The 26251-nt window shown below is 52.3% G+C and carries 17 protein-coding genes; 4 read left to right on the top strand and 13 right to left on the bottom strand.

Going from position 1 to position 26251, the window contains the following annotated elements:
• The 11 genes from NFR55_RS02670 to NFR55_RS02620 form a co-directional block, all read right to left on the bottom strand.
• Positions 1-3226 (bottom strand): glycerophosphodiester phosphodiesterase family protein (locus tag NFR55_RS02670; RefSeq protein WP_251545958.1); only part of this gene is annotated, 3226 nt, incomplete at its 3' end.
• A gap of 42 nt (positions 3227-3268) precedes the next feature.
• On the bottom strand, positions 3269-4099 hold the full coding sequence (locus NFR55_RS02665) for an SGNH/GDSL hydrolase family protein (RefSeq protein WP_251545957.1): 831 nt from the start codon (positions 4097-4099) through the stop codon (positions 3269-3271).
• A 43-nt stretch (positions 4100-4142) separates the two neighbouring features.
• Positions 4143-5873, bottom strand: coding sequence for a glycoside hydrolase family 2 protein (locus NFR55_RS02660; protein ID WP_251545955.1), 1731 nt, complete (start codon positions 5871-5873; stop codon positions 4143-4145).
• A 16-nt stretch (positions 5874-5889) separates the two neighbouring features.
• Complete coding sequence (locus NFR55_RS02655) at positions 5890-8313, bottom strand: family 43 glycosylhydrolase (protein WP_251545954.1); 2424 nt, start codon at positions 8311-8313, stop codon at positions 5890-5892.
• 10 nt (positions 8314-8323) lie between these two features.
• Positions 8324-10837: a family 43 glycosylhydrolase gene (locus tag NFR55_RS02650; protein WP_251545953.1), complete on the bottom strand. Its 2514-nt coding sequence runs from the start codon at positions 10835-10837 to the stop codon at positions 8324-8326.
• Positions 10838-10855: 18 nt separating this feature from the next.
• Positions 10856-14596, bottom strand: a complete 3741-nt coding sequence (locus tag NFR55_RS02645; RefSeq protein ID WP_251545952.1) for a carboxypeptidase regulatory-like domain-containing protein — start codon at positions 14594-14596, stop codon at positions 10856-10858.
• A 26-nt stretch (positions 14597-14622) separates the two neighbouring features.
• Positions 14623-15438, bottom strand: coding sequence for a carbohydrate ABC transporter permease (locus tag NFR55_RS02640; protein ID WP_251545951.1), 816 nt, complete (start codon positions 15436-15438; stop codon positions 14623-14625).
• Between the two features lie 65 nt (positions 15439-15503).
• Complete coding sequence (locus tag NFR55_RS02635) at positions 15504-16370, bottom strand: carbohydrate ABC transporter permease (protein ID WP_251545950.1); 867 nt, start codon at positions 16368-16370, stop codon at positions 15504-15506.
• 42 nt (positions 16371-16412) lie between these two features.
• Positions 16413-17819 (bottom strand): ABC transporter substrate-binding protein, encoded by a 1407-nt coding sequence (locus NFR55_RS02630; protein WP_251545949.1) that lies wholly within the window; start codon positions 17817-17819, stop codon positions 16413-16415.
• A 235-nt stretch (positions 17820-18054) separates the two neighbouring features.
• Complete coding sequence (locus tag NFR55_RS02625) at positions 18055-18984, bottom strand: ArsR/SmtB family transcription factor (protein WP_251545947.1); 930 nt, start codon at positions 18982-18984, stop codon at positions 18055-18057.
• 68 nt (positions 18985-19052) lie between these two features.
• Positions 19053-19499: an XRE family transcriptional regulator gene (locus tag NFR55_RS02620; protein ID WP_251545945.1), complete on the bottom strand. Its 447-nt coding sequence runs from the start codon at positions 19497-19499 to the stop codon at positions 19053-19055.
• Positions 19500-19679: 180 nt separating this feature from the next.
• Between NFR55_RS02620 and NFR55_RS02615 the strand changes: the two genes are divergently transcribed.
• Complete coding sequence (locus NFR55_RS02615; RefSeq protein WP_251545943.1) at positions 19680-21419, top strand: ABC transporter ATP-binding protein; 1740 nt, start codon at positions 19680-19682, stop codon at positions 21417-21419.
• Complete coding sequence (locus NFR55_RS02610) at positions 21416-23179, top strand: ABC transporter ATP-binding protein (protein ID WP_251545941.1); 1764 nt, start codon at positions 21416-21418, stop codon at positions 23177-23179. Before NFR55_RS02615 ends, NFR55_RS02610 begins: the two co-directional genes overlap by 4 nt.
• Before the next feature lie 370 nt (positions 23180-23549).
• On the opposite strand, the gene NFR55_RS02605 is transcribed toward NFR55_RS02610, so the two are convergent.
• Positions 23550-23753: a helix-turn-helix domain-containing protein gene (locus tag NFR55_RS02605; protein ID WP_251545939.1), complete on the bottom strand. Its 204-nt coding sequence runs from the start codon at positions 23751-23753 to the stop codon at positions 23550-23552.
• A 92-nt stretch (positions 23754-23845) separates the two neighbouring features.
• Between NFR55_RS02605 and NFR55_RS02600 the strand changes: the two genes are divergently transcribed.
• Positions 23846-24190 (top strand): zinc-ribbon domain-containing protein, encoded by a 345-nt coding sequence (locus NFR55_RS02600; protein WP_251545937.1) that lies wholly within the window; start codon positions 23846-23848, stop codon positions 24188-24190.
• Positions 24191-24415: 225 nt separating this feature from the next.
• On the opposite strand, the gene NFR55_RS02595 is transcribed toward NFR55_RS02600, so the two are convergent.
• Positions 24416-25069 (bottom strand): HAD family hydrolase, encoded by a 654-nt coding sequence (locus NFR55_RS02595; protein ID WP_251545934.1) that lies wholly within the window; start codon positions 25067-25069, stop codon positions 24416-24418.
• A 66-nt stretch (positions 25070-25135) separates the two neighbouring features.
• Here NFR55_RS02595 and NFR55_RS02590 point away from each other — a divergent pair, with 66 nt between their 5' ends.
• Positions 25136-26215 carry a tetratricopeptide repeat-containing glycosyltransferase gene (locus tag NFR55_RS02590; protein ID WP_251545933.1) on the top strand — a complete coding sequence of 360 codons (1080 nt, stop codon included), beginning with the start codon at positions 25136-25138 and terminating at the stop codon, positions 26213-26215.
• Positions 26216-26251 lie beyond the last annotated feature (36 nt).

Genomic DNA, 26251 nt, shown 5'->3' with positions numbered 1-26251 from the left:
TAGGCGTAGGGTCGGGATTAGGCGTAGGGTCGGGATTAGGCGTAGGGTCGGGATTAGGCTCGGGGTCTTTGGGCGTTTCGTTTATTACGAACGCTTCCGAGAAAAGAGTCATACTGCGGTTGTTGGGCGTGGTAAAGGTAAACGATACTACCGTTTTCCACCCGTTGCCATCTTTTTCGCAATAAAACACCTTTGCGTTTACCGTCTTGCTCGTGCCGTCGTAGTATTTAACCGAGGCGGATACCGTATCGCCCGCGCTCAAAGTTTCTTTTTGAAGTTCGGCAATGCCCTCAACGGAGTTAGGCATGGTTTGCAACACGCTCGCCATATTGTTGGTAACGCCCACGTGCTCTATTTCCGCCTGTTCCACTATGGCGTATCCGTCGTTGAAAGTCCAGTACCAGCTCGTTATTCCGCGGTCGGTAAGATACTCTTTGTTGTAGCTCGCTTGGTGCACGTCGTTATTGTAGCCCATATCGAGCACGCAATTGTAGTGCCCCATGCTCGCAAGGTCGTATACGAACGTATCCGCCTTGTTGCCGCTCGTGAGTAGCGCGGTGGGCACCGAGGGCATAAGCGTTTTTATATCGGTAAGCAAATCGTCGCCGCTGTTGTTGAACGATATTATTACGAGTTGGTCGCGAACGTCGTATTGCCCCTCGCCCGTGCCGATTAGCTCGTCTATCTTTTTAACTATGGTTGCGCCCGCTTTAAGCTCCAAAACGAGCACAACCTCTTTGTGTTCTTCCAAAACCGCAAACACCTCTTCCAAAACGGGTATTTGCTGACCGTCTTTGAGCGTGTGATTGCGAATTTCGGCAAGAGTCATGTTGCCTATGTTTCCCGTGCCCGTAGTGGTTCTGTCTATAGTGGTATCGTGCATAACCACAATGCGCCCGTCTTTGGATAGGTGCACGTCGAGTTCGAGGTGCGACGCGCCCATGGCAATCGCCGCTTCCGCCGCGCCTATCGAGTTTTCGGTGGGAGCAATTGCGGGATTGTTCGCGTCGCCGAACGCGCCCCTGTGCGCCACGTTATAAGGCATTCTCGTGTGGCTGTTTTGCGGATAAGTTTCCAAAATATCGTATACCGCGCCGAAATCGGAAGCTATTATTCCGTATGCGCCGCCGTTTACGCACGAATACAAATCCGCGGGCGAAGTGCTGTCGGCATACGCCCAAACCGTTTTGAAACGGGCTTGAATATAGCGCACGTTTTGCGCAGTGGCAACGCTCTGCGGAATTGCCGCCACGTTCGCGTAGTTTTCGTTGGCGTTCGCCACTATCTCGCCGTATAAATCTATTTCGTTGCCGTCCGCTAAATCTTCCTCTTTGTAGCTTACTATGCCGCGCACGCGCGGGCACGCCGTGCGCACTTTCTTTACGAGCGCGGCGTTATCGCTCATTACCGCCATATCGAGTATATCGAGCGTGTTTTGCAAGTAGTTTATAAGCGCGTCCGCCGCCGCGTTATCCGCAACGAACGCAACGGGAATTACGGCGTGATTTAAGCTCGCGTAAATTTCGCCGAAACCGCCGAGCACCTCGCCGGACTCGGAAACCACGTTGCAGTCGCCGTTTAAGTGCAATATCGCGTTAGAGGGTTTTTCCGCGCCGCTCAACGAGTTCAACGCGGCGGAGTCGGTCACGTCGCACACCACCGTGGGCGCGTTCACTATCTTTACGTTTTCGTTTTGATACGGCGTAACCAACTCGTTGTCGGTCGGCGAGTCCTCGGTTGCCGCGGGCGTGATTTTCACGCTCTTTATATTGAGTTCCATGGCGTTCACTATAAGCGCAAATCCGCCGCGGTCGTAGGTCTTGCCGAGGTGACCGTCTTTCAGCGAAGTTTGAGCCTCGCGCACAAGATGCCCGTCTATATAGTGCTTTGCCGTATTGCCCGTCATTTTTACGGAAAGGGTATGATACGCGCCGTCGGTAAGAGCGGGCGCAACGCTTCCGTCCGCAAGCACGCCGCCCGCGTTAATCACTCCGTCGTCTTTGAAATTGGGTATTTTGTCCGTTCCGTTATTTATAGACGAGTACGCGTTCTTGCCGCTCACGCGGTACTGCATTACGTAACCGGTTACGTGGCTTGCCGCCGTGTAACCCAAAGTAGTGCCGTCGGTGTTTTTGTAGTTCGCGCGGTAAACAACGCCGAACCAACGGTTTGAGTCCAGCCACGAACGCGGCGTTACTTTGAACGCCATTTCAAAGGTGAAATCGCCGTAAGTCGCGCCCGCATTTATCGTAAATAATCCGCCGTAATACTGTTTGTTGTCGGCGTTGCCGGCTTTAAGAACGAGTTCGCCGCTCGCGTTTACTTTTTTGGAACTGCCCGCGGTTAAGCTCTTCGAATTCAAAATCCAATCGTTCGAGCATGCCTCGGTAAAATCTGAAACGGCGTATTCGCTCGGTTCGGGCAGGGGCGCAGGCTCGGTTTGCGCATTAGGCTCGGTTACCGTGCGGCTTATGGAACAGCTCTTTATGTTTATTGTGCACTGGCTCACCAAAATCGCAAATCCGCCGCGGTCGTGCCCGCCCACAATGGCGTCTTTGTCGGTTGTAACCGCCTTGCCTATCAACTTGCCGTCTACCCAATGTTTGGCGGTGTTGCCCTGCATGGTGATTGTTACGGTGTGATACTTGCCGTCGGTATATGCGTTTTTCGCGGTGGTGTGCTCCGTATCATTAAAGCCGTTATCTTTGCCCGTTACTCCGCTTATCACCTTGCCCACGTTCGCCGTGTAGGCTGACCTCGCGTTCATTCTGTTGGTGAAAATGTAGCCGCCGGGAAGGTCGTTTTCATCCTTTTGCATGCGGTACATTATGCCGAACCACCGGTCGACATTCAAATAGTACGAAGCGCGAAAAGTCATCGTAAACGTAAAATCCGTGTAATCGTCTATTTCGGGATTTATATAGAATACGCTTGACAAATAAGCGCTTCCCCCCTCCTCGGATACCGGTCCCGCGCCGCCCGTGAGTTGGATTTCGCGGCGTCCCGCAACGTAATCTCTCGACTGTGAACTCGTATTGCCCTTGTCGCATTTCTTAAAATCGTCGGCGGGCATTGCCGCCCAATTTTCGGCTATGTAGTCGCCTTGAGCCTCCGCCGCCGTAGCCGAGGCGGTTGCCGCAGTCGCGCAAAACGCCGTAATTATCGCAAGCATAATGAGTACGGCAATCGCGGCAAAAGCCGCCTTCTTTCCGATTGTTTCTTTCATTTTATATCTCCCTGTTTTAATATACTGTATCGGTTTTCTATACTATATTATTTTTCCCGCGTGGTTTGCCGCAAAATCTTTGCGGAGGTACTCGGCGAACACCTCGCCCATCCACTTGTATCCGAGCGCGTTGGGGTGGATTGCGTCCGCCATGAAAGAAGAAAGCGTTTGGGCGGGAAGCTCTTCCATATCTACGTAGTTGTAAAAGTCCACTATGCCTATACCCCACTTTTCGCGAATTGCGTACAAGTCGGTCACGAGCGAGGCGTAGCCCGCGTTATCGTATTTGGGATTTGTGTAGAACGTAACGCCGCAGTTCCAGGTTTGCCGCGCGTAAGCTATGATATATTCTATTGCGCCGAGCGTGGTTTTCCTATTGAAATCCTCTATGTTCATGCTGCTCGATATCGTTCCGCGGTTGGCGTTTTGCGTGGCGTCGTTGGTGGACAACTGCACTATCAGCTTTTCCGCCTTTGCGTTTTTGTCGAAATTCGAAAGCATGCGCGACACGTACGAGTTCGCGCCGTTGTCGGCAAGAGTAGTGCCGCTTACTGCCTCTTTCACGCACGTTGCGTTAAGCATAGACGAAATTTCGTTCACGAACGACGAGCCGTTGTTCGCATGACCGTAAGTCACCGACGAGCCGAGGAAGAAATAAACGGGCGAAGCGGCGTACGAGGCGTACACCGTAGCCGACGATTTCATGGAAGCAAAATCGTTTTTATCCACGGAACTTGTATCATCTCCTTTTACGGTGAATTTATCGAGATAGCAGCCCGACTTGCCGTAATCGCCGTATTCGTACAAAAGTTCTCCGTCCCTGTATGCGTTAACGCCTATGAGCTTTTCGCCGTCGAGTTGCTCTATCACCACGTCGCCGTCCGCGGGCGGGTGGGTAACTTTGCCGCAAAACCGTTTAGCGGTTGCGCTTGGCTATTTCCTCGATTGCAACTTTGGGCGTGCGGTCGGCTTTGAGTAGACCGTTAACCTCTTGCTCAACGTCGGTAATCTGCGTGTAGCAGTAGCCGCTTATGTTCATGCGCTTAATGGCGGAGATGAGTCCGCCGAAACGCTCCAAAAACTCTTCGTCCGATTTTACGCCGCAACCGTATCCCCAGCCGCTCGCTTCGTCGCGCACGTAAGCCGTGCCGCCGAACTCGCTGAATATTACGGGCTGACCTTTATACCCGTAGCCGTCGGCAAAGGGCAAAAACTGCGGATTTGCGGGGCAACCCGCCGCGAGCTTTTCAATGGAGTCGTAATAGGAATACAGCTTTTCGCCGTTCTGCTCGTAGTGGTGAAGAGTGAGTATATCGCTCTCGGCGTGCATCCAACCGTCGTTGGATACCACGGGGCGCATTGTATCAATGCTCTTAGTCAAATAATACAAGCCCGTAGCCAAATTTTGCTGCGACTCGTTGCTCAAAATGTTGCGAACGCCCCAGCTCTCGTTGAATATTACCCAGGTTACGACGGAAGGGTGATTGTAGTTTTGCCTAACTATGTTAAGCCATTGCTTCGTTATATCGCAAGCCGCGCCGTCGCAAGCGAAATGGTTGGAGGGCAGTTCGCACCACACCGCAAAACCCATGATGTCGGCGTAGTACAAAAACCTCTCGTCCTCCACTTTTTGATGTTTGCGCACGCCGTTAAAGCCCATGGCTTTGCTCAGTTCTATATCTTTTACGAGCGCGTCCTCGCTCGGCGGCGTTATTCCGCTCTCCTCCCAGTAGCCTTGGTCGAGCAGCAGCCGCGAATAAAAAGGCGCGTTGTTCAAAAGCAACTTGCCGTCTTTTGCCGTAAATTCCCTAAGCCCGAAATAACTGCCCGCTTTGTCGCATTCCTTTCCGTCGCTCAGTACGGTGATATCCGCGTCGTAAAGCACGGGGCAGTCGGTATTCCACAGCTCCACCTGATATGTGAGATTTGCGCTGTCCAACCGCACGCTAACGCTGTTTTCGATATCTTCCGCGCTCGCGCACACCGATTTCACGTGCTTGCCGTCGAAAGAGATATCGAAGCGCACGCTCGCCGACGGCGAGGGCATAGACACGCCGAAATCGAATTTAACCGAATTGTCTTTTATAGACGGGGTGATTTTGCAGTGAGTAAGATACAAATCCGAAACGTACTCGAGCCACACCGTTTTGTATATGCCCGTGGTTTGCACGTACCAGCACCCGAAATTCTCGTTTTTCCAACGCTGTTTGCCGCGCACCTGCACCGGATGGTTGGAGTCCGAACAGCAAACCGAAAGCACGTTCTTGTCCTCGGTGAGATAGTCCGTAATATCGAACGAAAACCGTTCGTACGCGCCCTCATGCTCGCCCGCAAACACTCCGTTTACGTAAACACGCGTTTGATAATCCGCGCCCTCGAAATGCAACAGCGTGCGTTTGCCCTTTTTGCCCGCAACGGTGCGAGAGTACCACACGCTGTTATGCGGAGCAGGGTCGGCAATGCCGCTGAGTTTTGTTTCGTAACTGAAAGGCACGCGAATTTTAAGCGGCAGTTTGCCGCAAAGCGCGTCGCTTTGTTTCACGCTTTCTCCGAAACCGAATTTCCATTCGCCGTTCAGGTTTTGCCAATCCGCGCGAACGAGTTGCGGACGGGGATATTCCGGAATATAACACTTTGTATGCTTCATAATTACTTCTCTTCCTTTATATCGATTTATAGTTTAAGCGAACGATTTCCATCTTGCCCGAGCCTGCGTATACGCCGATTTGCCCGCTCATAAACGCGCAGTCGTCCGAAACTTTTATATATTCTTTGCCGTCTAACGAAATGCGGAAATTGTTGCTTTGCGCTCGCACCGTAAGCGTGTGCGTTCCCGCCGAAAGTCCGTTTTCTATCCTTTGAGCCGCAAGCAGTGTTTCGCCGTAGTCGTACCTGTTGAGCGACAACACCTGCTTGCCGATTTTCAGGTAGTAGCCCCGCCACGACTGCTTGGGTTGCGAAGCGTAATACGAGTAGTCTTCCGCTCTCAGCATTATGCCCAAATCAGAGCTGACGTCGGCGGTGCAGTTAAAGGTGATTTCCGCCTCGAAATCGCATACGCCCGCGTTGCCCCACAAAGCGACTCCGCTCGGCGTGCCGCCGTTTACGGTGAGAGTTTCGCCCGCCGTCGCGTTGCCGAAAAGCGTAAAATCCGCAAAATCGACCGCCGCGTTGTCGCCCGCGTTCTCGTAGGTTTCGAACGAAACGAATTCCGCGCTCCCCGAGAGCGCCTCCACCCGCATAGCTTGCAAGCCGCCTGCGAGCGCAATTCTGCCGAGCGACACTTTCACGGTTTCGCCATCCGCGGTTGCGGTGGCGGGGACGGTGCAAACAAGCTCCGAGTTTCCTATGTTTATTTTGAGTTTCGCGCCGCCGCTCGAGGTACTTACCCGAGCCGCTATGGAATACGTGCCGTTTTGCGGCACGTCAACGCCGTACTTTACCCAGTCGTTTTTGCCGAGGCACACCGCGAATACGTCTTCGCTCTCGATTTTGCGTATGCTCTGCTTTTCGCCCACGCGAATGCCGCCCGAAACGCGCTTTGCGTTTCGTATGGAGAAACCTCGGTTCTCTCCTTTTAAGTAAGCCGTTGCGGGAAACTTAGCGGGAAAATTCTTAAACGCCTCGAAATCGGACGAGCCGAAAACGTCGTTGGAAAACGCGGTGTATTCCACGCCGCCGCTTTGCGCGTAGCCCGCGTATCCGCTCATTGCCGCGGCTTTGTATTCCATAACCCGCATGCCGTTGAGATACACGTACCCCGTTCCGTCGCCGTTTTCCACGCGAACGGTGTTTAGCCTGTCTTTGGGATAGCTAAGTTGCTTTTGCGCAATGGGTTTGCCGTCCGCTTCGTTATAAAGCGCAATTCCGTCGGCGGTGAGGCGAACGGAGTAGCCGCCCGACTCGCTTTTGCCGAAATACAGCTTTTGCCCCTCGCGCGGCGTAAAATTGTATTCTACGGTAAAGTAATCTTCGGTTTTGCCGAGCATAAAGCCGTTTGCCGCGGGCGTAAGTTCCGCCCCGCTCCTTGCTTCGGCATGCGGGCGCGACGGCACGGCAACCGCCCTGTGCGTAACGCCGTTTGCAGTAAGCAGTCCGCCGCTCATGAGATACCTGTCTAAGTTGTATCTCCGCGCAGGTCCTCTGCCCACCAAACTGTGGTATGCGGTGTATACGGAGTCCAAATCGGGACCTATCACGTTACTGCTGTGCCCCAGCCCGTAGTGCTCGTCGGCTGTGTCTATTACGGTTACGTTGTCTTTGGGCTGAATAAACGCAAACGGCTCGGCGGAACTCGGCGCATACGAATAAGCCACTCTGTAGCCTTTGGAAATTACGTGATTGCCCGTGTAGGTCAAATAGCTGTAATCGCCTCTGCGGAATATGCCCGGTCCTTCTATCCAGTGGTGCAGGTTGGCGTTTTCCAAATCCTGCGTTTTCCCTATCGTGGCGGGGCGGATATCGGCGGTATCGGTTATTTCGTTGTATTTGAGCCCCGCGGGCACGGAAGTGTGCATTAGATAAAGTTTGCCGTCGTCGGTAACGTGAAACGAGCCGTCTATGCCCATGCCGAGATTGCCGTAGTTTATATCCGACTCATCGCCCGTTTCCGACTTGCTTATAAGAGTGAAACCGCTCACGGGATTATCCGACCTGTAAATGTAATGCCCTTGTCCCGCCCGCGATTGGCACATGTAAAACCAACCGTTGTAATACACCGTTTCGGGCGCATACGCGCCGTGCGCGGTAGGCTCGCTTTCCGCAACCGCAAACCCCTTGTAAGTCCAGTTCACGAGGTCGTCCGACTCGAAAACTTTTATGCCGTCGCAGGGGTCGGAGGTGGACGGATACAAATAGTATTTTCCGTTGTAGCGCATAACGAACGGGTCGCCTATGCCGTACTGCCCGTCCTCGCCCGTAGCCGCCGACGAACCCCACTGTCCGTTGATTTCAATAGCGTTTTTGTATCGTGCGGGTTCTTCGGGCGCGTATTCTATCTCTTTTCCCCGAGTAAAACCGTCGACCGAACAGCCGCCCAAACATAACATAAGTCCCATAAATATAGAGATAATTCCTCGTCTTTTCATAATTCGAATATTACGCCGTTATCTTCAAGTTGCGGAAGATTGCCGCCGCGCCGTTGGTGTAAAGCCCTATCTTGCCGTGAGTGAACGCCCACGAGTCGGTAACCTGCATTACGAGTGCGCCGTCCGCCCAAACTTTTATGTTGTTGCCCCGCGCCTCTATCTTTATTTTATAGAAGGTATCGCTCACCGTAAACGGATTGCTTTCGGCTACGGCTATCTGACTGAAACCGTCGGCGTAGTTGAGTCTTTCCATGCGTATCAAGCTGTTGTTTATAGAAAGGTAATAGCCCTGTATACTGCGGTAACTGTCGTGCGTGGAAGCCGCGTAGTTGTCGGCGCGGAACACTATGCCCGCCGTGCTCGTTCCCGACGCGCCCTCGAGCTTTATTTCCGCCTCCAAAGTAAAGTCGGTAATGGTGTTGTTGCCGAAATACACGAGCTGACGGGTGCCCGCCTTGGCGTAATGCCCGCCGTCTTTTAATTTCCAAATGGTTTTGTAGTCCGCGCCTTTTTCGGCATAGTTTGCCAAACTCTGCTCGTACTCGGGCGAAACCTCGCTTATGCGGGCAAAGCGGAACGCCACAATTCCCACCTCGTCGGCGGTAGCGCTCTCGATTTTAACCACGCCGTAGTCGGCGTTGCGGTCGAACGAGCCTATCATGGCGCGAAGGTATTCGCCCGCGGTGGGCGTGTCTTCGGTGGAGGTAAGCGCGGGGAGCACAAGCTCTTTAGCCTCGCCGCTGCCGATTTGCACCTTTATCTTTTTTCCGCAGTCCGCCGCGTTATAAACCATTTCCATGCCGTAACGACCCTTTTCGGGGAACTTTACAAGGTAAGAAGCGTAGTCGCCGCGCTCGCCCAAAACGAGCTTTTTCACGCCCGTAAACGGAGCGTCGTCCTCTATGGTTTCCACGCCGCTGTTATCGCCCAGCTTAAACGCCTCGTTGTGTGTGTTTTGCGTAAGATAATTGCTTGCGCCCACAAACGCCGCGGCTTGCTTCGCCTCGCGCTCGTCGCTCATGCCCATAGCCACGTTACTGAATGCGGTGTATCCCACAACCGCACTGCCGACCGACTTGTAGCCTATTTTGCCCGCCTGCACGCTAAGTGCGGCGTTGTCTATTTTGGTCATGTTGTCAAACACAACGTCCGCTTTGCCGCCGCGCACCGATACTCTCACGGTGTGCAACGCGTTCGGCGCGAAATCGTTCACCAAAGCGCCCGCGGCTATTTCGGACTGCGTTCCGCTCTCCGTCTTATGGAGTTTCACCGTTTTGTCGGTGAGATTTACGGTAACGGAGCAGTAGTTGTTTTCGTCCGCGTAGCCGAACACAAAGGTGTTTTCGGCGTTGCCCGTTATGTTGAATTCCGCCGTAAAGTCGGCGTTCGCCGATTCCTTGCCGAGCATAAATTCGCCCGCCGTATCGAACTTTTCACCGTCCGAGCCGAGCGCGTAGAACTCGGGCAACGTGGGCTTAACGCTTCCCTCGAGCGTTGTGCCCACCGACATCATAGTGCCGTTAAAGGTAAGGCGGTCTATGCCCAAACTGCGGTTAGGTCCGCCCGACGAGTTGAGGTAGTGATACACGAGGTAGTGCGAGTCCATATCCGGACCGAGCACCGTAGACGAATGACCTATGCCCTTAAGCTCGGTTTCCGTGCCGAGCGCAAGCGGATTGTTTACCGCGCGGGTAAAGTTGTAATCGTAGCCGCCCTCGAGAGTGTTAGCCGTTGCGTACGCAATGCGGTATCCGTCGCTCGCAACGTGGTTGCCCGTAAACGTGAGGTAGTAAATGCCGTCGCGCTTTAAGATATACGGTCCTTCCGTCCAGCCGCCTATGCTCGTGTTGAGGAGCAGGGGCAACTTTGAGGTGTTTACCGACAGCATATCGTTCATGCGAGCCATTATTATGCCGTTATCGGAAGCGTAGGTGAAATACATTTGTTCGTCGTCGTCGATTAGCACCGAGCCGTCTATGCTCAGTCCGAAATTATCGGTTGCCTTCACAAACGGACCTTCGGGCTTATCCGCGGTGAGCACGTAGTGACCGCGCCCCGCGGGCGAGGTGTACATATAGAACTTGCCGTTAAAGTAGTATACCTCGGGCGCGTATGCCGCCGCCGTTATCGCGTCGTAAGAAACGTAGCCGTCGCGCAAGCCCTCGCCCGTTAGGGGTTGCCATTGCACGAGGTCCGCCGACTCGTATCCGCGCACGCCTATCTCCGAATCGAGCGACGAGCAGTACAAATAGTATTTACCGTTAAACCGCATAACGAACGGGTCGCCTATGCCGTAGCCCGGCCACTGGTTTTCAATGGTTGTTTTCTCGCCCATGAGGTACTCGTTATACTCTATGTTGTCATAGGTGGAGAACAGGTCTTTGGGGTTGGTGTAACCCGTGTAATCGTCTTCGGTTTGCTGATTATTTCCCGACTGTTGCCCGTTCGAGTCGTCGCACGCCGCTATGGAAAACAACATTGCGAGCGCAAGCACGAACACCGCTATTTTGCGAAATACTTTCATATTTTCTTCCCTCCTATATTACGCGTTTGCCGCCGCGGGCGGGTTGTTGTTGTTTGCCGTATACATTTTTCCGTCGGCAGACAAGCGGATGAATTCGCTTTTCAACGCCGCGTCTCTGCATGCTCCGTCAAAGTAGCAATCGTACCACGGGTCATATAACTTATGGTTTTCCGCATTGTGCGAAGCCTCGCGCATAACAAATCCGAATATTTCGTCGTTCGCGCCCAGCCCCATGACTTTGAGTTTATCGTAGGTAAGCGAATACGTAAATTGCGTAATGCCGTTATTCCTGTTAATGGTAACAGTATCTCCCGTTTTGTCCGCATCGGTCGCGCTCCACCAACTGGGTCCTTTGGGTTTTCCCTCGCCGTTCGAACCGTATACCGTGCCGTCGGAAAATATTTTGATGAGATAGTCGCAACCGTTAGGCCAACCGTCCGTACCTTTGTGGTCGGTATCGGTAATAAAATCGAAATACAGCAATACCATTTCTTTTTGCGAACCGTCTTTATCGAAATCGCCGAGAGTTACAAAGGAGAAAGTTACGCCGTTTTCGTCGCGTTCCGCTTTGGAGTAGAACATATCCGCTTTCATGCCGAACTGCACTTTGTAGTCGCGAACGTCGAGTTCTTCCACGGCGTAGTTAACTCCGTTTTCGAAAAGCACGTTGTCTACGCCTATGCGCAAATAGTCGGCTGTCATTTCGGGTTTAACGAACGCAGTTCCGTTCGCGCCTTTCATTGTTTCGTGCTCCCAACCCGTCCACGAGCCGCCCTCGGGAATGTAGCCGAGCGATATGCCTATGATTTCGTTGCGAGTCACGCTCAAGAACGCATACGGCAAAGTAAATATACCTTGCTTTCCCGTTACCTTGTAAGTCATGCTTCCGTCGGCGGGTACGGTGTTGTTTGTGCCGCCGCCCCAGTTTTCAATTCCTACGGTGCCGTTTGCCCGCAAATCAAACCTATAATCCGTATTATTGCGGGTTTCTACCGAATTCTGTCCGCGCTCGGGTCGTCCGTTGCTCGCTTTGGTATCCACAAACAACTCTATCGTGCCTTTAAGCTCGCTTTCCGTTTCGAACTTGAACATAAAGCCCTTTTCGTCGCGGGTCACGTATCCTTTCAAATCGGATATCGTTCCGCCGAGTTCGGCGTAGTCGCGAGCTAAGAATATATCGCCGAGAGAGTGGGTTTCGCCAGTTAAGTCGTCGAGCGTAACCGATATCTCTTTTGTGATATAGCCCTGCTTGCTCACCGTAACGGTAAACGCGCCCAACGTGGTTAAGCGGAATTCGCCGTTTGTAATTACGGGAGTGTGTTCGCCTTTGTTGTCTACAACTTTCACAACGGGAGCTTCCACAATGCCGCGAATATCTTTTACCGTGCCGCTCACGCTCATCTCTTTTATATCCGAGGTTGCGGTTATTTGAGCGTTTAAGGTGTGCGCGTCGGTTAAGGTCATAAAGGTTTCCGCGGTAACCGTTACCGTTTCGGTTTCGTAACCGCTAAGCTCGAACGTAAACGTAACGTCGGCAAACGTGGTTACGTTTTCTATAGTATAACTGCCGTCGTTAGCGGTTGTCGTGCTAAGGTTTTCGGTTGTGCCGTTGCTCTTCGTAACCGTTGCCGTAACTTTCGCGTTAGCCACGGGCGCTCCGCCGTTGCGGTTGGTAACCTTGCCCGAAACGAGCACTTTTTGCTCGGCAAGGGTCTTGTTTTCGCTCCATTGCTTTTCGGTGAAGAAAGTTCCCGCGGATATGACGGTGCTCGCCGCAAGATAGCCCGTGCGGCTGTATTGCACCGTAAGTTCCGCCGCCGCGTCCACTCCGCAATTTATTTCCCAGCTTCCGTCCGCGCCGCTCACCGCGGTTGCTTCGCCCGCCTTTACCGTTACGCCGCCCACGCCCACATTACCCGAAAGAGCAACGGATACGTTGTTGTTCGCAGCCGTATATATGGCGTTGTCCGCCGCTATGCGCAAATAGTTTTTGGGCACTTCGGTGAATATTTCCTTGCCGTCGTAAAGCAGATTTTTCCAATCGCCCCTGCCGCCGTTCGCGGTGGTAGACCAGTGCCCCGCCGTTACGCCGAATACTTCGAGCGCGTTTATGCCGAGATAGTCGTAAGGTATTAAAAGCGTTGCTTCGTAACCTTTTTCACTGCGATTTGTAATTACGTATTTCAAGCCCTCGTGATTAAACGCGCCCATGTAGTGCGCTCCGCCAAGGCTGCCGTCCGCTCCCAAATCAAACCGCCAGCAGGTGGAGTCTTTGTCGCGGTGGTCTGCGCTCGCCTTAGTATCCACGAACACCTCTATATGCCCCGAGAAAGTTTGCGTGCCCTCGAGTTGCACCTCTATGCCGCCAAGCGTGCGGGCAAGTCTTATCGAGGTGTTTGCAAAGTAGTTAGCGCCCGCGCCTATAGTTCCCAACTCGGCGTACGGCAAGTTTATGTTTATATCGCCGAGTTCGCTCGTGCCGTTTACGGTAAGCGAACCGCGCTTAATTTCGGTCTTGCTCTCGCCGAAGCCCTCTTTGGTAACAATGAGAGTTACGGTATCGCTCACGGGCACGTTTTCTATAGTGAACTCTCCGTTTTCGTCGGTGAATTCGGAAACGGCTGTGCCGTCTATGCGCACTCTCGCATTTTCCACTTTGCCGCGCAAAATGTTCTTCACCGTTCCTTTCACGGTGGTGAGTTCGGCGTCCGCAAGCGCGGTAAGTTCCACGTTTTTAACCACAACGCCGCCGTTTGCCGCACGCAGTTCCGCTCTCGTATACGTGATTTCGTTGGATATATATCCGTTTTTGGAAACCGTAACCGTATACGTTTCGTTACTGCTCACCTTGCCGAAGGTGAAGAAACCGTTGCCGTCGGTGGTTTGGGTCTTTTGCTCGCCGCCCGCCGTTACCGTAACGGTCGCGCCCTCCACAAATTCCCTTGTGGTCGAGTCGAGCACCGTGCCGCCTATTTCGGCGTCGGGCTTTTGCACGTCCTCGCGACTCACGAGGTTGCCGTCTTTATCCCACAGCACATAGTTGTCTATGGTTTGCGGCTCGATGAAATTGCCGTTATAAGTCCAGCCGTACCAGTCCCAATCTACGCCGCTCTGATTGCCCAGCCCCACTTTGTCTACCTGACCGAACGCAATGCCCACGGTGTCGTCTTTCTCTATGCCGATTTGAGCGTACGGAACCATTACCTCAAGCCCGTAGCCCTCGTCGTCGGTTTGTGCGCCGTTATTGAGTGCGCCGCGGAGCTCAACCTCGTAGTCGATAAGTCCGTTCCAGCCGCCCCACTGTCCGCCCGCGCCCTGCATTATGCGGGTTTTGCCGTGTATGCCGAGGTTTATTTGGAAATCGTCGCTCTTTGGACTCAGTCCGCCGTCGGCGAGCGTGTCTATATAAAGCTCTACGCTGTCGCCCTCGGTAACGGTATCGTCGTTGGAGTTTCCGTTGGTTAAAAGCACCGAGTCGGTAACGTCGAACAGGAAAAACATCGCCTTTTCGCCGCGATACGCCTTTACCGACACCGCGTTGTTGTGCCCGTACACTGCGAGCGGCTCGGTTATCGCCTGCCACTGCGGGTCGTCGCCCTTGCCGTCTATTGTGAGTTCGGGCGCAACGTAGTTGCCGTCGAAATCAAACGGACCGTTGGGCTTTTGTTCGCCGCCCGTGTTATCCGTTACGCCGCAAGCTACCGAAATAAGCGCGATAACCGCGAGCAGAACCGTGAGTAATACTCCTTTCTTTTTCATACATCTCCTCCTTTTTGCAAATCGGGTCAGCCTTTCACGCCCGATATTGCCAACGACTCAATAAAATATTTTTGACAAGCTATATAAATAGTGAGCATGGGTATGCTCGAGAGCACCGCGCCCGCCATAATGAGCGGCAGGTTTGTTCCGCTCGAGTTGTCGGAATTTATGCGCGCCATCATGGGCTGTAAAGTCATGTTCTCGTAGCTTTTGAGATAGATTGCGGGCGCAAAGTAGTCGTTCCATATTCCTATGAACCAGAATATTACCTGCGCGGCAATCGCCGTTTTCACCATGGGCAACATTACCGAAATAAACTGCCGCATGTATCCCGCCCCGTCTATCTTGGCTGCCTCGAAGAACGAGTTCGAAATGCCCTTCATGTACTGCACCAAAAAGAACAGCATGGACACGTTCCCGAAAAATCCGGGCAGAATGAGCGGCCACAGCGTGTCGAACATGCCGAGCGCGAAAAACGCGCGGAACTGCGGCATCATGAGCGCGGCGTAAGGAACCATCATGCCGCTCATGAGAAACAGCAACCAAAAGTTCTTAAACGGCAATTTGAGTTTTGCAAAGCTGAAAGCCGCCAGAGTGGAAACGAACGTGCCCACGATTATTACCGAAACTTCCACTATGAGCGTGTTGAGCACGCCGCGCAGAAGCGGAACAACCGTCCAAATCTTTGCGTAGTTATCGAATATCCACTTAGACGGAAAGAGCTTGAGCGTTAAGCCTATAGCCTCGTAATCGTCCTTAAACGAGGTAAGAAGCATCCACAAATAAGTGAACACCATTACGAACGCGCCCGCCGAGAGCACTATATAAATGAGAGTGCGCAAGGCTATGCGCCCCGCTTTTCGAGCGGCGGAAACTTGCTTTTTTCTACAACCGTGTTTTCCATGCGCTACTCCTCATACACCCATTTGTTCGAAAGTTTGAACTGCACGAGCGTGATAATCATTATAACCGCCGAAAGCAGTATGGAAGCCGCCGAAGCAAGTCCGTATCGGCTCTGACCTATGCCGCGCTCCCATATGAAATAAACTATGGTTTGCGAGCCCTGTACTCCCGCGCCGAATACCTGCGAGTCGGCGTAAGACTGAAATCCGCCTATAAGACCGGTGATTAGCAGGTAAAAGGTCATGGGGGTTATGAGCGGCAACGTAATGGTGAAAAACTGTTTGAACTTGCTCGCGCCGTCGAGGTCCGCCGCCTCGTAGTAGTCGCGCGGCACGTTGAACATGCCCGCAAGATAGAGTATCATAGCCGTGCCCATGCCGTTTAACGCATTTTTGATTATTATGGCTACTTTTATGAGAACGTCGTCGCTAAGCCACGGAATTCTAACCCCGAGCGCCAAGTTGATTATGCCGAACTCGTTGTTGAATATATACCGCCAAACTATGTTGAGAGCAACCGCGCTCGACACCGCGGGCAGATAATACAAAACCTGAAACACTTTGGAGCCTTTAATGTTGCCCATGCGCAGAAGTCCCGCGAGGAACAACCCGAGAACCATGCTAAGCGGAATACTGAGCATCATTACGAGCGTGTTTACTATGGCGTTTAAGAAACTCTTGGAATAAAGAATGTGCGTGAACAAGTCTACGTAATTTTTAAGTCCCAGCCACTGCGACGTTCCGTCGAAAAGGTTGTAATCCTGAAAGCTGTACACGAACGAAAACGCCATTGCGCCGATAGTGAAAATACAAAAACCCACTATCGGCGGCAAAATGAACAGGAAGGCTATCAAGTTTTCCTTTCTCGTCATTCTGCTCTTTTTATGCAATGTTTTTTGTATCTCCATTTTTTATTACCCCAACTCCGCCGCCATCTCATTAAGCGCGGTTTGGAAAGTGGGCGCGAACGACGCGCAAGCCGCTTTCGCCGTTACCTTTCCCTCCCACATTTTTTCGGTAGTGAAATGCTCGGTAAGCAACGTGTACCAGTCGGATTTGAGCGTGTAGTAGCGCGTGCGCACTTTGCCGTGTATTTTGTCGTTCGTGCCGCTTATCGTTTCGAGCCACACCGAGCGCGATTTGGGATTTTTGTTCGCCAAAATACCCTGCGTATCGTTGAGGTACTCGTTGTTCGCCATTTCCTTTATGTTGGGAACTTGCTGACCGAGTTTGTAAAATTCGCGCTGAGCCGACTCGTTGTAGCAAAGATAGTTCATGAGTTTCATGCACGCTTCGGTTTTGGCTTTGCCGCAGTTGTCTTTTATGCAGTACGCCATAGAGCCCACCCATGCGGTGCTCTGCGCCTCGGGATTTTCGCCGTTGTACGGAACGGGCAAAATATCGTATTCGAAATTAGCCGTTTTCCAGAAATTCGCGCAATCCCACGGTCCCATAAAGCTGAACACGCAACCCTGCGACTTAAATCTCTGATATCCGTTGGTGGAAATTTGGTTCGCCGCCGACGGCATTACATGGTCTACGAGATTGAGGTCGGCTATGAACTGCACCGCCTCGGCAAATCTATCGCTCGTAATGGTTTGATTTTTTGCGCCCTCGTCGAAGAAATCGGCATTGTTGGAGTACACCGCCGCTTCGAGCTCGTAATGCGAAATGCCGTACAAGTCGTCGTTCGGGTCGGTATCTATCTTTTTAAGCAGAGTTTTGAACTGTTGCCAGGTCATAGGCTTTTCGGGGCTGAGCAGAGCGTATATCTCGCTTTGGTTCAACCCCTTCTCGTTTATGATTTGGTCGAGAAGCGTTTTGTTGTATACCAAAGTAAACGGTCCCAAATCTTTGGGGAGTCCGTACAGTTTCGCCCCGTCGGTTTTGCCGAGCGTTTTGTTGCTGCGGTTGAAATAGTATTCGTCTACCGCCTGCGGCCAAAGTTTGCTCAATTCCTCTTGCGAAACGTAGTTCGTGATATCTTTGAGCTTGCCGTTTTTAACCCACTCGAGAAAGTCGTAATCGGGCATAAGAAACATATCGGGCAAACTCATCGCTCGCTGTTTAAGCGTATACATATAGGTTTTCGCACTCTCTCCCGAATAAGACACTATTATATCGGGATTTTCGTCCATAAACTTGTTTACGAGCGTTTGGTAGTTGTTGAGTTCATCGGTATCGCCCCACCCGAAAAACTCAATCGTGGTTTTTCCGCCGCTTACGCCGGCGTTGTCGTCCTCTTGCTTTATCACCGGTCCGCACCCGAACAAACACAAAGCGAGCGCAACGGCAATAACGGCAGTCCACGTCTTTCTCATAACTTTACCCTCCTGCAAACATTTTCTTTTTTTTTGGTTTTGGCTAAGTTTTATACTTAATACTGCGTATTAAGTGAAATAGGCACGTGCCTATTTCCGCACAAGTTACCTATATTTTAGTATATACGATATTGTTTGTCAATACCCTTTGGAAATTTTGTATAAATTCCCGTTTTAGTTACATGAAAGTTGAAGAAATCAAAAGCGACGCCTATATAAAGACGTCGCCCGATATTCAGCAGTAATCCACCATATAAAGCAAGCCTTGCGAGAAATCTCCGAATTTCTCGCCGAACAGGTTGAGTCCGCCCTGATGTTTGGCGTCCTCCTTTATTCCTATTCGGAAAGTTATGTAATCGCCCTGCTGTAGTTTCAGTTTGTCTATTGTGCGCCAATCCGTGCGCGTTTCGTCCAAAAACACGCCGTCTTGCGTTATACGCAGAGTTTTCATGTTGCCGAACTGCGTGGAGTAGTCCGACCACCAATCGGGATTTAACCGCCCGCGCCTGCCGCCGAAATCTCCCGGCGAGAGGTAGGTTGCCACCTCCGTGCCGTTTATCCAAAACGTAATATCGCTTTCCCAATCGTTGCGATAGTTGGGGGCTTCGCTGCACAGCTCCATGCTGAGCACTACGGCGTTTACCTTTTTATCCTTAAGCATGTAGTTGGGCAAACGGTACTCTATGTATCCTTTGCTGAACCATATTATTTGCGCCTCTCTGCGCTCGGGACTGAAAAACGCGCCGGGCATATCGTCGGCAACTATTATGCCGTTTTCGCTCGCCATGCCGCAACCCGCGGTTACGCACGCGTCGGTGAAACTGCCGAGCGGAATTTCCTGCGAAAACTGTCGGCTGTAATGGCCTTGGTTGTCGGTATTGAAACTCAACGAAAAATTGTCGATTTGCCTTGCGATTATTTTGGCGTTGCCGCGCGTGTTCTTTTTGGTGGTAACGCTTATAAATCCCGCCTTTCGCAATATGTTTAAGTGAAACGACACCGTGGATATGGGCAAATCCAGTCGCTTTGCAAGCTCGGCAACCGAATAGCAAGACGACCGCAACAAGCACATGATTTTTCGCCGCACTTTTGCGCCGAGCGCCTGCACGATATCGTCGAGCTCGTCCTCCTCGTCTATCTGCAAATAGAAATTTCTTTCAGCCATAGCGCACCCCTTTTTCGTATTTTATCACACCCCGCGCCCATTTGTCAAATTTTACGCCGCCGCGCGGTTTATCCCCTGCCCGTCAGTTCGTCGAGCGTGCAACCCAAATACTCTGCTATTTTGATTAGGTTGGGCACTGCGGGAACTCTCTTCCCCGCATACCAATCGTCTATACTCTGGCTCGGTATCGCCGTATCTTTTTGCAAGCGATACCTCGTGCAATTCCTCTCCTTCAATATGCCGCGAAACGCCTCGCAAAACGGCGGCGCGTTTTTACCGAGCGACTGCCTTTTATCGGTAAGCCCGAAAAGAAAATCCAGCGAGCAACCGAAATGCGTTGCTATGGCAATCGCGTTGCACAGCGACGGCACCGACTCTCGGCGCAAATACCTGTAAATAACGGGAACGCTTATATTAACGCTCGCGGAAAGCTCGCCTATATTTACATCCGCCGCAAGCTCTTGCAAACTTTCGGCAAAATTCGACGTAATTCTCTCATATTCGCTCTTCACCATACAAATATTATGCCTAATCGGTGATAAAAACGCTTGCGTTTATCACACATTAGGGGTATGCACGAAACGGGCGCAATATCTATATATTATAAGAGCGGTCTAAAAACATGACAAAGCGCAAAGAATATGATAAAATACATACGCAAGATTTTAGAAACATCATAAAAAGGCGTTGAAAAAATGAAAAAACTGCTAAGATTTTTGCGCGGATATCGCGCGGTGACGGTGCTCGGACCGTTTTTCAAATTGCTCGAGGCGGTGGGCGAACTTATAATTCCGCTCGTGGTTGCGGCTATAATAGACAAAGGCATAACCGCGGGCGATACTGCTTACGTGTGGAAGATGGGCGGCGTGATGCTCGCGCTCGGCGCGGCGGGGCTCGCGTTTGCGGTAACGGCGCAGTACATGGCGGCAAAGGCGAGCCAAGGGTTCGGCACGAATTTGCGCGGCGCACTCTACAGGCACATAAACAGGCTGTCGCTTTCGGACACCGACCGTTTCGGCGCGGCGGGGCTTCTCACCCGCATAAATTCCGACACCATACAGGCGCAGGTAGGCGTTGCGATGTTCATACGCCTTGTGCTCCGCTCGCCGTTTTTGGTGGTGGGCGCGCTCGTTATGGCAATATCCATAAGCCCCAAGATAAGCATAATCTTTCTCATAATGGCGGTTATAGTGAGCGTTATACTTTATATAGTGATGTCGCGCACCTCGCCTTATTACAGAAAGATACAAAACAATCTCGACGAGGTTTCGCTCCTTACGCGCGAAACGCTTTCGGGCGCGAGAGTGGTACGGGCGTTTTCCAATCGCGAAAACGAGGAACGCGACTTTTACGAGTCGGCGGACTCGCTCAAGCGCAAAAACGTGAAGGCGACCGCGCTTGCGGCTCTTCTCAATCCCCTAACCTACGCGGTTATAAATTTCGCGATTATAGCGGTGCTGTATTTCGGCGGCAAAACGGTGAACGCGGGCGGGCTGAGCCAAGGCGACGTGATTGCGCTCGTAAACTATCTTTCGCAAATTCTGCTCGCGCTCGTGGTAACCGCCAACCTTGCCGTTACGTTTACCAAAGCGTCGGCTTCGGCGGGGCGCATAAACGAGGTGTTCGAAACAAAGCCGTCTATAGAGGAAACGGCAACCGAGTGCCCCGCGCCGATTGAGGGAAGCGTTGCGCTCGAGTTCAAAAACGTGAGTTTCGCGTACTACGCGGGCGGCAGAGAGGCTCTGAAAAACATCGATTTCACTTTGAACTCGGGCGAAACTTTGGGCGTGATAGGCTCTACGGGAAGCGGCAAGTCCACCGTTGCCAACTTAATTCCGCGCTTTTACGAAGCAACCGAGGGCGAAATACTCGTAAACGGGGTCAACGTAAAAAATTATCCGTTTGCCGATTTGCGGCGCAAAATAGGATTGGTTCCGCAAAAAGCGGTGCTGTTTTCGGGCACTCTGCGCGAAAATCTGCTGTTCGGCAACCCGAACGCAACCGACGAAGAACTTTACGCCGCGCTCGAGGCGGCGCAGTCGCTCGACTTTGTGCAAAAGTTGCCCGACGGGCTAAACAGCAAAGTCAGTCGGGGCGGCAGAAACTTTTCGGGCGGACAGCGGCAACGCCTTACCGTTGCGCGTGCGCTCGCCGCCAAACCCGAAATACTCATTCTCGACGACTCCTCGAGTGCGCTCGACTACGCAACCGAGTCCAAAATGCGGCACGCGATAGAGGCGTTGCCCTTTAGCCCCGCGGTAATACTCATAAGTCAGCGGGCGTTCTCTCTCATGCACGCGAATAAAATTCTCGTGCTCGAGGACGGCGGCGCGGCGGGCTACGGCTCGCACGAAGAACTGCTCGAGTCGTGCGAGGTATACAAAGAGATTTGCGACAGTCAGACAAAAACCGAAAAAGGAGGGGCGAACAGATGAGTGCGAAAAAGACAAAAACAAAAACGCCCAAAGGCTCTATCCGTTTGGTGCTAAGCTACATGCGCCCGTATTTTCCGCTTATATTGCTCGCGCTGTTGTTCAGCGTTATTCAGATAGCCGCCACCCTGCTCGCGCCCGTGGTGATAGGCAAGGCGGTAGACTATATCATAGGCGAAAACAACGTAGACTTTGAAAAGATACTGCACTATTCTTTCATACTCATGGGGCTTATCGCGCTCGTTATGGTATTTCAGTGGCTGGGCTCGCTTTGCACCAACAAAGCGGCAATGAACACCGTTCGCGACCTTAGGTGCGCGGCGTTCAACAAGCTCAACCGCGTGCCGCTCTCTTATATAGACAACCGCTCGCACGGCGACATGCTTTCGCGCGTAGTGAACGACACCGACCTAATCTCCGACGGACTGATACAGGGCTTTACGCAGTTGTTTTCGGGCATAGTCACAGTGGCGGGCACAATAGTGTTTATGCTAAGACTCAATCTTTCGGTAACTCTCGTGGTTGTGCTTATAACGCCCGTGTCCATTTGCGTTGCCTACCTCATTGCCCGCGCCACGCACAACATGTTCAAGTTGCAACAAACCAAACGCGGCGAACTGAGCGGACTCAGCGAAGAAGCCCTAAGCGGCGTAAAAGAGATAAAGGCGTTCGGGCGCGAAAAGATAGCCGAAGCGGAATTCGACGGAGTAAACGAGGATTTGCGCAAAGTGGGCGTGAAAGCAATGTTTTACAGTGCGCTCACAAACCCGGGCACGCGCTTTGTAAACGCCATAGTTTACGCGGCTGTTGCCGTGGTGGGTGCGCTCATGGTGATTAAAAGCGGTAACGTAGGTTTCACCGTGGGCATACTAAGCGCGTTCCTCGCCTACGCCAACCAATACACCAAGCCGTTTAACGAAATTACGGGCGTTGTCACCGAGCTTCAAACCGCGTCGGCGGCGGCGGGCAGAGTAAAAGAACTGCTCGACGAAACCGAAGAGCCCTCCGACGACGGGTTGCCCGCGCTAAGTTACTGCGACGGAAGCATAGAAATAGAACACGTGAATTTCGCCTACGTCCCCGACCGCCCGCTAATTCAAGACCTTAACTTATCGGTGCTACCCGGGCGGCGCGTGGCAATAGTAGGTCCTACCGGTTGCGGCAAAACAACTTTAATAAATCTGCTCATGCGCTTTTACGACCCGCAGTCGGGGCGCATACTGCTCTCTGACACGCCCGTAACCGAGATTACCCGCAACAGCCTGCGCGGCTCTTACGGCATGGTGTTGCAAGACAGTTGGATTTTCCGCGGCACGGTTGCCGAAAACATTGCTTACGGCAAACCGAACGCCACCCGCGAAGAAATAGAAGACGCGGCGAAACGCGCTCACATACACTCGTTTATACAAAAGCTCAAAAACGGCTACGACACCGTGATAGACGACGAAGGCAGTTCGATAAGTCAGGGCGAAAAACAACTTTTGTGCATTGCCCGCATCATGCTCACCCAGCCGCCCATGCTCATACTCGACGAAGCCACAAGCAACATAGACACCCGCACCGAACACAAAATACAATCCGCTTTCGCCGCCATGATGAAAGGGCGCACCAGCTTTGTAATAGCGCACCGCCTGTCAACTATAATCGACGCCGACGTAATACTCGTTATGCGCGACGGCAACGTAATCGAGCAAGGCACGCACGCAGAACTAATAGAAAAAGGCGGCTTTTACTCGCAATTGTATAACAGTCAGTTTGTGTAGTACGATAAGGGCGTTGCCCTTAACCCACACGCTTACGCGTAGAGGTCATAACACGGAAAACCGCGCCACACTCTCCCCAACCGTCATTGCGAGGGCACACAGTGCCCGCGGCAATCCCCCACGGGAAACCAATCCGTCATTGCGAGGGCATTTATGCCCGCGGCAATCTCAGCCGAGAGAAAGCAATAGTTGCTGTACTTGTTCCATGTAGGAGATTGCTTCGCTACGCTCGCAATGACAAGTAAAGCGCTACTGTTTGGGTCTATCCCGTCATTGCGAGGGCACACAGTGCCCGCGGCAATCCCCCGCTTAGAGCAGACTAACCCCCTGCTCTTTTTTTGCGTTGCAATCTCCTGTCGCAAAACGCCTTTCAATCTTCGAGTCCCGCAAGATAATCTATACTCACCCCGAAATATTTCGCCATGGAAATTAACTTGGATAGCGTAGGCTCGCATTTATCGAGTTCCCATAAACTGATTACCGACTTGCCGACGTCAAGTTCTTTGGCAAGTTGAATTTGTCCTACTCCCTTTTCGGCACGCAAAACACGTAGCCTTTCTCCAAAACCTATCATACAAACATTTTCCCATAATCATGGGAAAAATACTTGACTTCCCATTATAATGGGAGATATAATATTTATATATTCACTCAGGAGGAAAAATTGTGTTTTGCAAAAATTGTGGAAGTTCCATTGACGACAAAGCCGTTGTGTGCCCTAAGTGCGGAGTCCCCGTTGGCGAAGGGTATGTAAAAAAGGCAACCGACAAATCCAACCCCATAGCAATCGTAGGTTTCATCTTATCATTCTTTATTGCTTTGGCAGGCTTGATATGCAGTATCATAGGCTACAACAAAGCCAAAAACGAAAACCGCGACTATGGCGGACTCGCACTCGCGGGAATTATCATAAGTTTGATATCCATATTCTTGGTAATTATAATTTACGCCGTTTCTTGCAATGCTTTGCTTTCTATGGCTGATTATTATTCGTTAATACAAATTTTTTAGTTCCTCTCGGCTGAGATTGCCGCGCTCGCATAGCTCGCTCGCAATGACACGGGGAAACCAACTGTCATTGCGAGGAGTCCGCAGGACGACGAAGCAATCCCCTGCATGGAACACGTACAGCCACTGCACCTTTCTAATGTATGAGATTGCCACGGGCATAAATGCCCTCGCAATGACATTAAACCCTTCACTCTTTTTCGCAAGCCTTTTTGGAGTCAAAAAGGCTTATAATTCTACATTTAACTTCTCAATCGCCCCCATTAGTTCGCGCGGGTTATCTATTATTATATCCGCGCCGAGCGACTCCAAGAGAGCGCGGGAGCGAAAACCCCAGCTCACCGCTATTATGGGAAGTCCGCTGTTGCGTGCGGTTGCGACGTCTACGTCGCTGTCGCCCACGTATACGGCGGATTTTTTGTTTGAGCCGAGTTTTTCGAGCGCGTATTCCGGCATATCGGGCGCGGGCTTTTTCTTGCGCCCGCCGCCCTCGCCCAAGCCGAGCATAACGGCGGGAAACAGCTTGTTTTTAAGCTCTTCCACCGCCTTGCCGTACTTGTTGGAAACTATAGCCGTTTTGTATTTTGCGCAAACCTCGCCGAGCATTTCGGTTATGCCCGCGTAAGGTTTGGTTTTGTTTTCCTTGTTTTTATCGTAATGCGCCTCAAAAGCCGCAAGTACCTCGTCGGTTTTTTCTTTTGCGCTATCGGGCAACGCCCGCTCGATGAGCAGTCGCACCCCCTCGCCCACAAAGCCGCGCACCTCCTCGAGGGTGCGGGCGGGATACCCGAACTCGGCGAGCGCAAAGTTGGTGCTGTCGCACAAATCGTCGAGAGTGTTGAGAAGCGTTCCGTCCAAATCGAATAAAACAGTATCTATCATGCGATTATTATACGAAAAAACGCGCATTTTGTCAAATGCACGCGCAAGCGAGCATATATTGATGTTATGAAAATTTACGTATACGCAATATGCAAAAACGAAAGCAAATTCGTTAACAGGTTTATGGACTCGGTAGCCGACGCCGACGGCGTTTACGTGCTCGACACAGGCTCTACCGACGGCTCTGCGGAAATGCTGCGCGAGCGCGGCGCTGTGGTTAAGACCGAAATTATATCGCCGTTCAGGTTCGACTCGGCACGCAACAAGAGCCTTGCCCTCGTGCCCGACGACGCCGACTTTTACGTGTGTTTGGACCTCGACGAGGTGTTAGAGTCGGGTTGGCGAGCAGGGCTGGAAAAGACGGCGGCGAGTGCGCCCGACGTCAACCGCCTGCTTTATCGCTACGTGTGGAGTCACAACGCCGACGGGAGCGACGGAGTGGTATTTTGGGCGGAAAAGATACACCGCAAAGGCTACGAGTGGCGGGGAGCGGTGCACGAAACCGTTGTGCCCAAAGCGGGCACGGCAGACAAATCGGCTTACGCCTACGGAGTGCAGGTATCGCACTACCCCGACGACCAAAAGTCGCGCTCCTCGTATCTGCCCCTGCTCGAGATAGCGGCAAGCGAGTCGCCCGCCGACGACCGCACCTCCCACTATCTCGGGCGCGAGTACATGTTCGCCGGCATGTACGACAAAGCCGTAACCGAGCTTAAGCGGCATCTCGCCTTGCCGTCGGCTGTGTGGGCGGACGAACGCGCCGCATCCATGCGCTACATTTCCAAATGCTACGCCCGACTCGGCAACTCCAAAGAGTCGGTAAGTTGGGCTTTAAGAGCGGTTGCGGAGTCGCCCGACACCCGCGAGCCTTATTTGCAACTTGCCCGCGCCTTTTACGACTGCGGCAACTATGCGGGAGTGCTCTACGCCGCAAGCGCGGGGCTAAGCATAACCGAGCGCAAGCTCTCTTACATAACCGAGCCCGACGCTTGGGGCGCACCGCTCCACGACCTGCTGAGCATTGCATATTATCAGTTCGGGCAGTACAAGAAAGCGGAAATTCAGGCGCGGCTCGCCCTCTCGTTCGGCGACGACTCCCGCATTAAAAACAACTTGCGGCTTTATATAGAGGCTCAAAATTTGTAATGCCCTCGCAATGACAGGGTGATTTACATGTTATTC

This window comes from Pumilibacter intestinalis (genome assembly GCF_943193005.1).
GTDB classification, from domain to species: Bacteria; Bacillota; Clostridia; order Christensenellales; family Pumilibacteraceae; genus Pumilibacter; species Pumilibacter intestinalis.
Note: the sequence above shows the minus strand (reverse complement) of the source record. Positions and strands in the feature narration are given on the sequence as shown.

What these genes read in the sequence shown, in the direction of transcription:
- NFR55_RS02635 (WP_251545950.1), bottom strand. Translation starts at nt 16,370, where the DNA reads ATGACGAGAAAGGAAAACTTGATAGCCTTCCTGTTCATTTTGCCGCCG.
- NFR55_RS02630 (WP_251545949.1), bottom strand. Translation starts at nt 17,819, where the DNA reads ATGAGAAAGACGTGGACTGCCGTTATTGCCGTTGCGCTCGCTTTGTGT.
- NFR55_RS02625 (WP_251545947.1), bottom strand. Translation starts at nt 18,984, where the DNA reads ATGGCTGAAAGAAATTTCTATTTGCAGATAGACGAGGAGGACGAGCTC.
- NFR55_RS02590 (WP_251545933.1), top strand. Translation starts at nt 25,136, where the DNA reads ATGAAAATTTACGTATACGCAATATGCAAAAACGAAAGCAAATTCGTT.
- NFR55_RS02655 (WP_251545954.1), bottom strand. Translation starts at nt 8,313, where the DNA reads ATGAAAAGACGAGGAATTATCTCTATATTTATGGGACTTATGTTATGT.
- NFR55_RS02645 (WP_251545952.1), bottom strand. Translation starts at nt 14,596, where the DNA reads ATGAAAAAGAAAGGAGTATTACTCACGGTTCTGCTCGCGGTTATCGCG.
- NFR55_RS02615 (WP_251545943.1), top strand. Translation starts at nt 19,680, where the DNA reads ATGAAAAAACTGCTAAGATTTTTGCGCGGATATCGCGCGGTGACGGTG.
- NFR55_RS02620 (WP_251545945.1), bottom strand. Translation starts at nt 19,499, where the DNA reads ATGGTGAAGAGCGAATATGAGAGAATTACGTCGAATTTTGCCGAAAGT.
- NFR55_RS02595 (WP_251545934.1), bottom strand. Translation starts at nt 25,069, where the DNA reads ATGATAGATACTGTTTTATTCGATTTGGACGGAACGCTTCTCAACACT.
- NFR55_RS02605 (WP_251545939.1), bottom strand. Translation starts at nt 23,753, where the DNA reads ATGATAGGTTTTGGAGAAAGGCTACGTGTTTTGCGTGCCGAAAAGGGA.
- NFR55_RS02660 (WP_251545955.1), bottom strand. Translation starts at nt 5,873, where the DNA reads ATGAAGCATACAAAGTGTTATATTCCGGAATATCCCCGTCCGCAACTC.
- NFR55_RS02610 (WP_251545941.1), top strand. Translation starts at nt 21,416, where the DNA reads ATGAGTGCGAAAAAGACAAAAACAAAAACGCCCAAAGGCTCTATCCGT.
- NFR55_RS02650 (WP_251545953.1), bottom strand. Translation starts at nt 10,837, where the DNA reads ATGAAAGTATTTCGCAAAATAGCGGTGTTCGTGCTTGCGCTCGCAATG.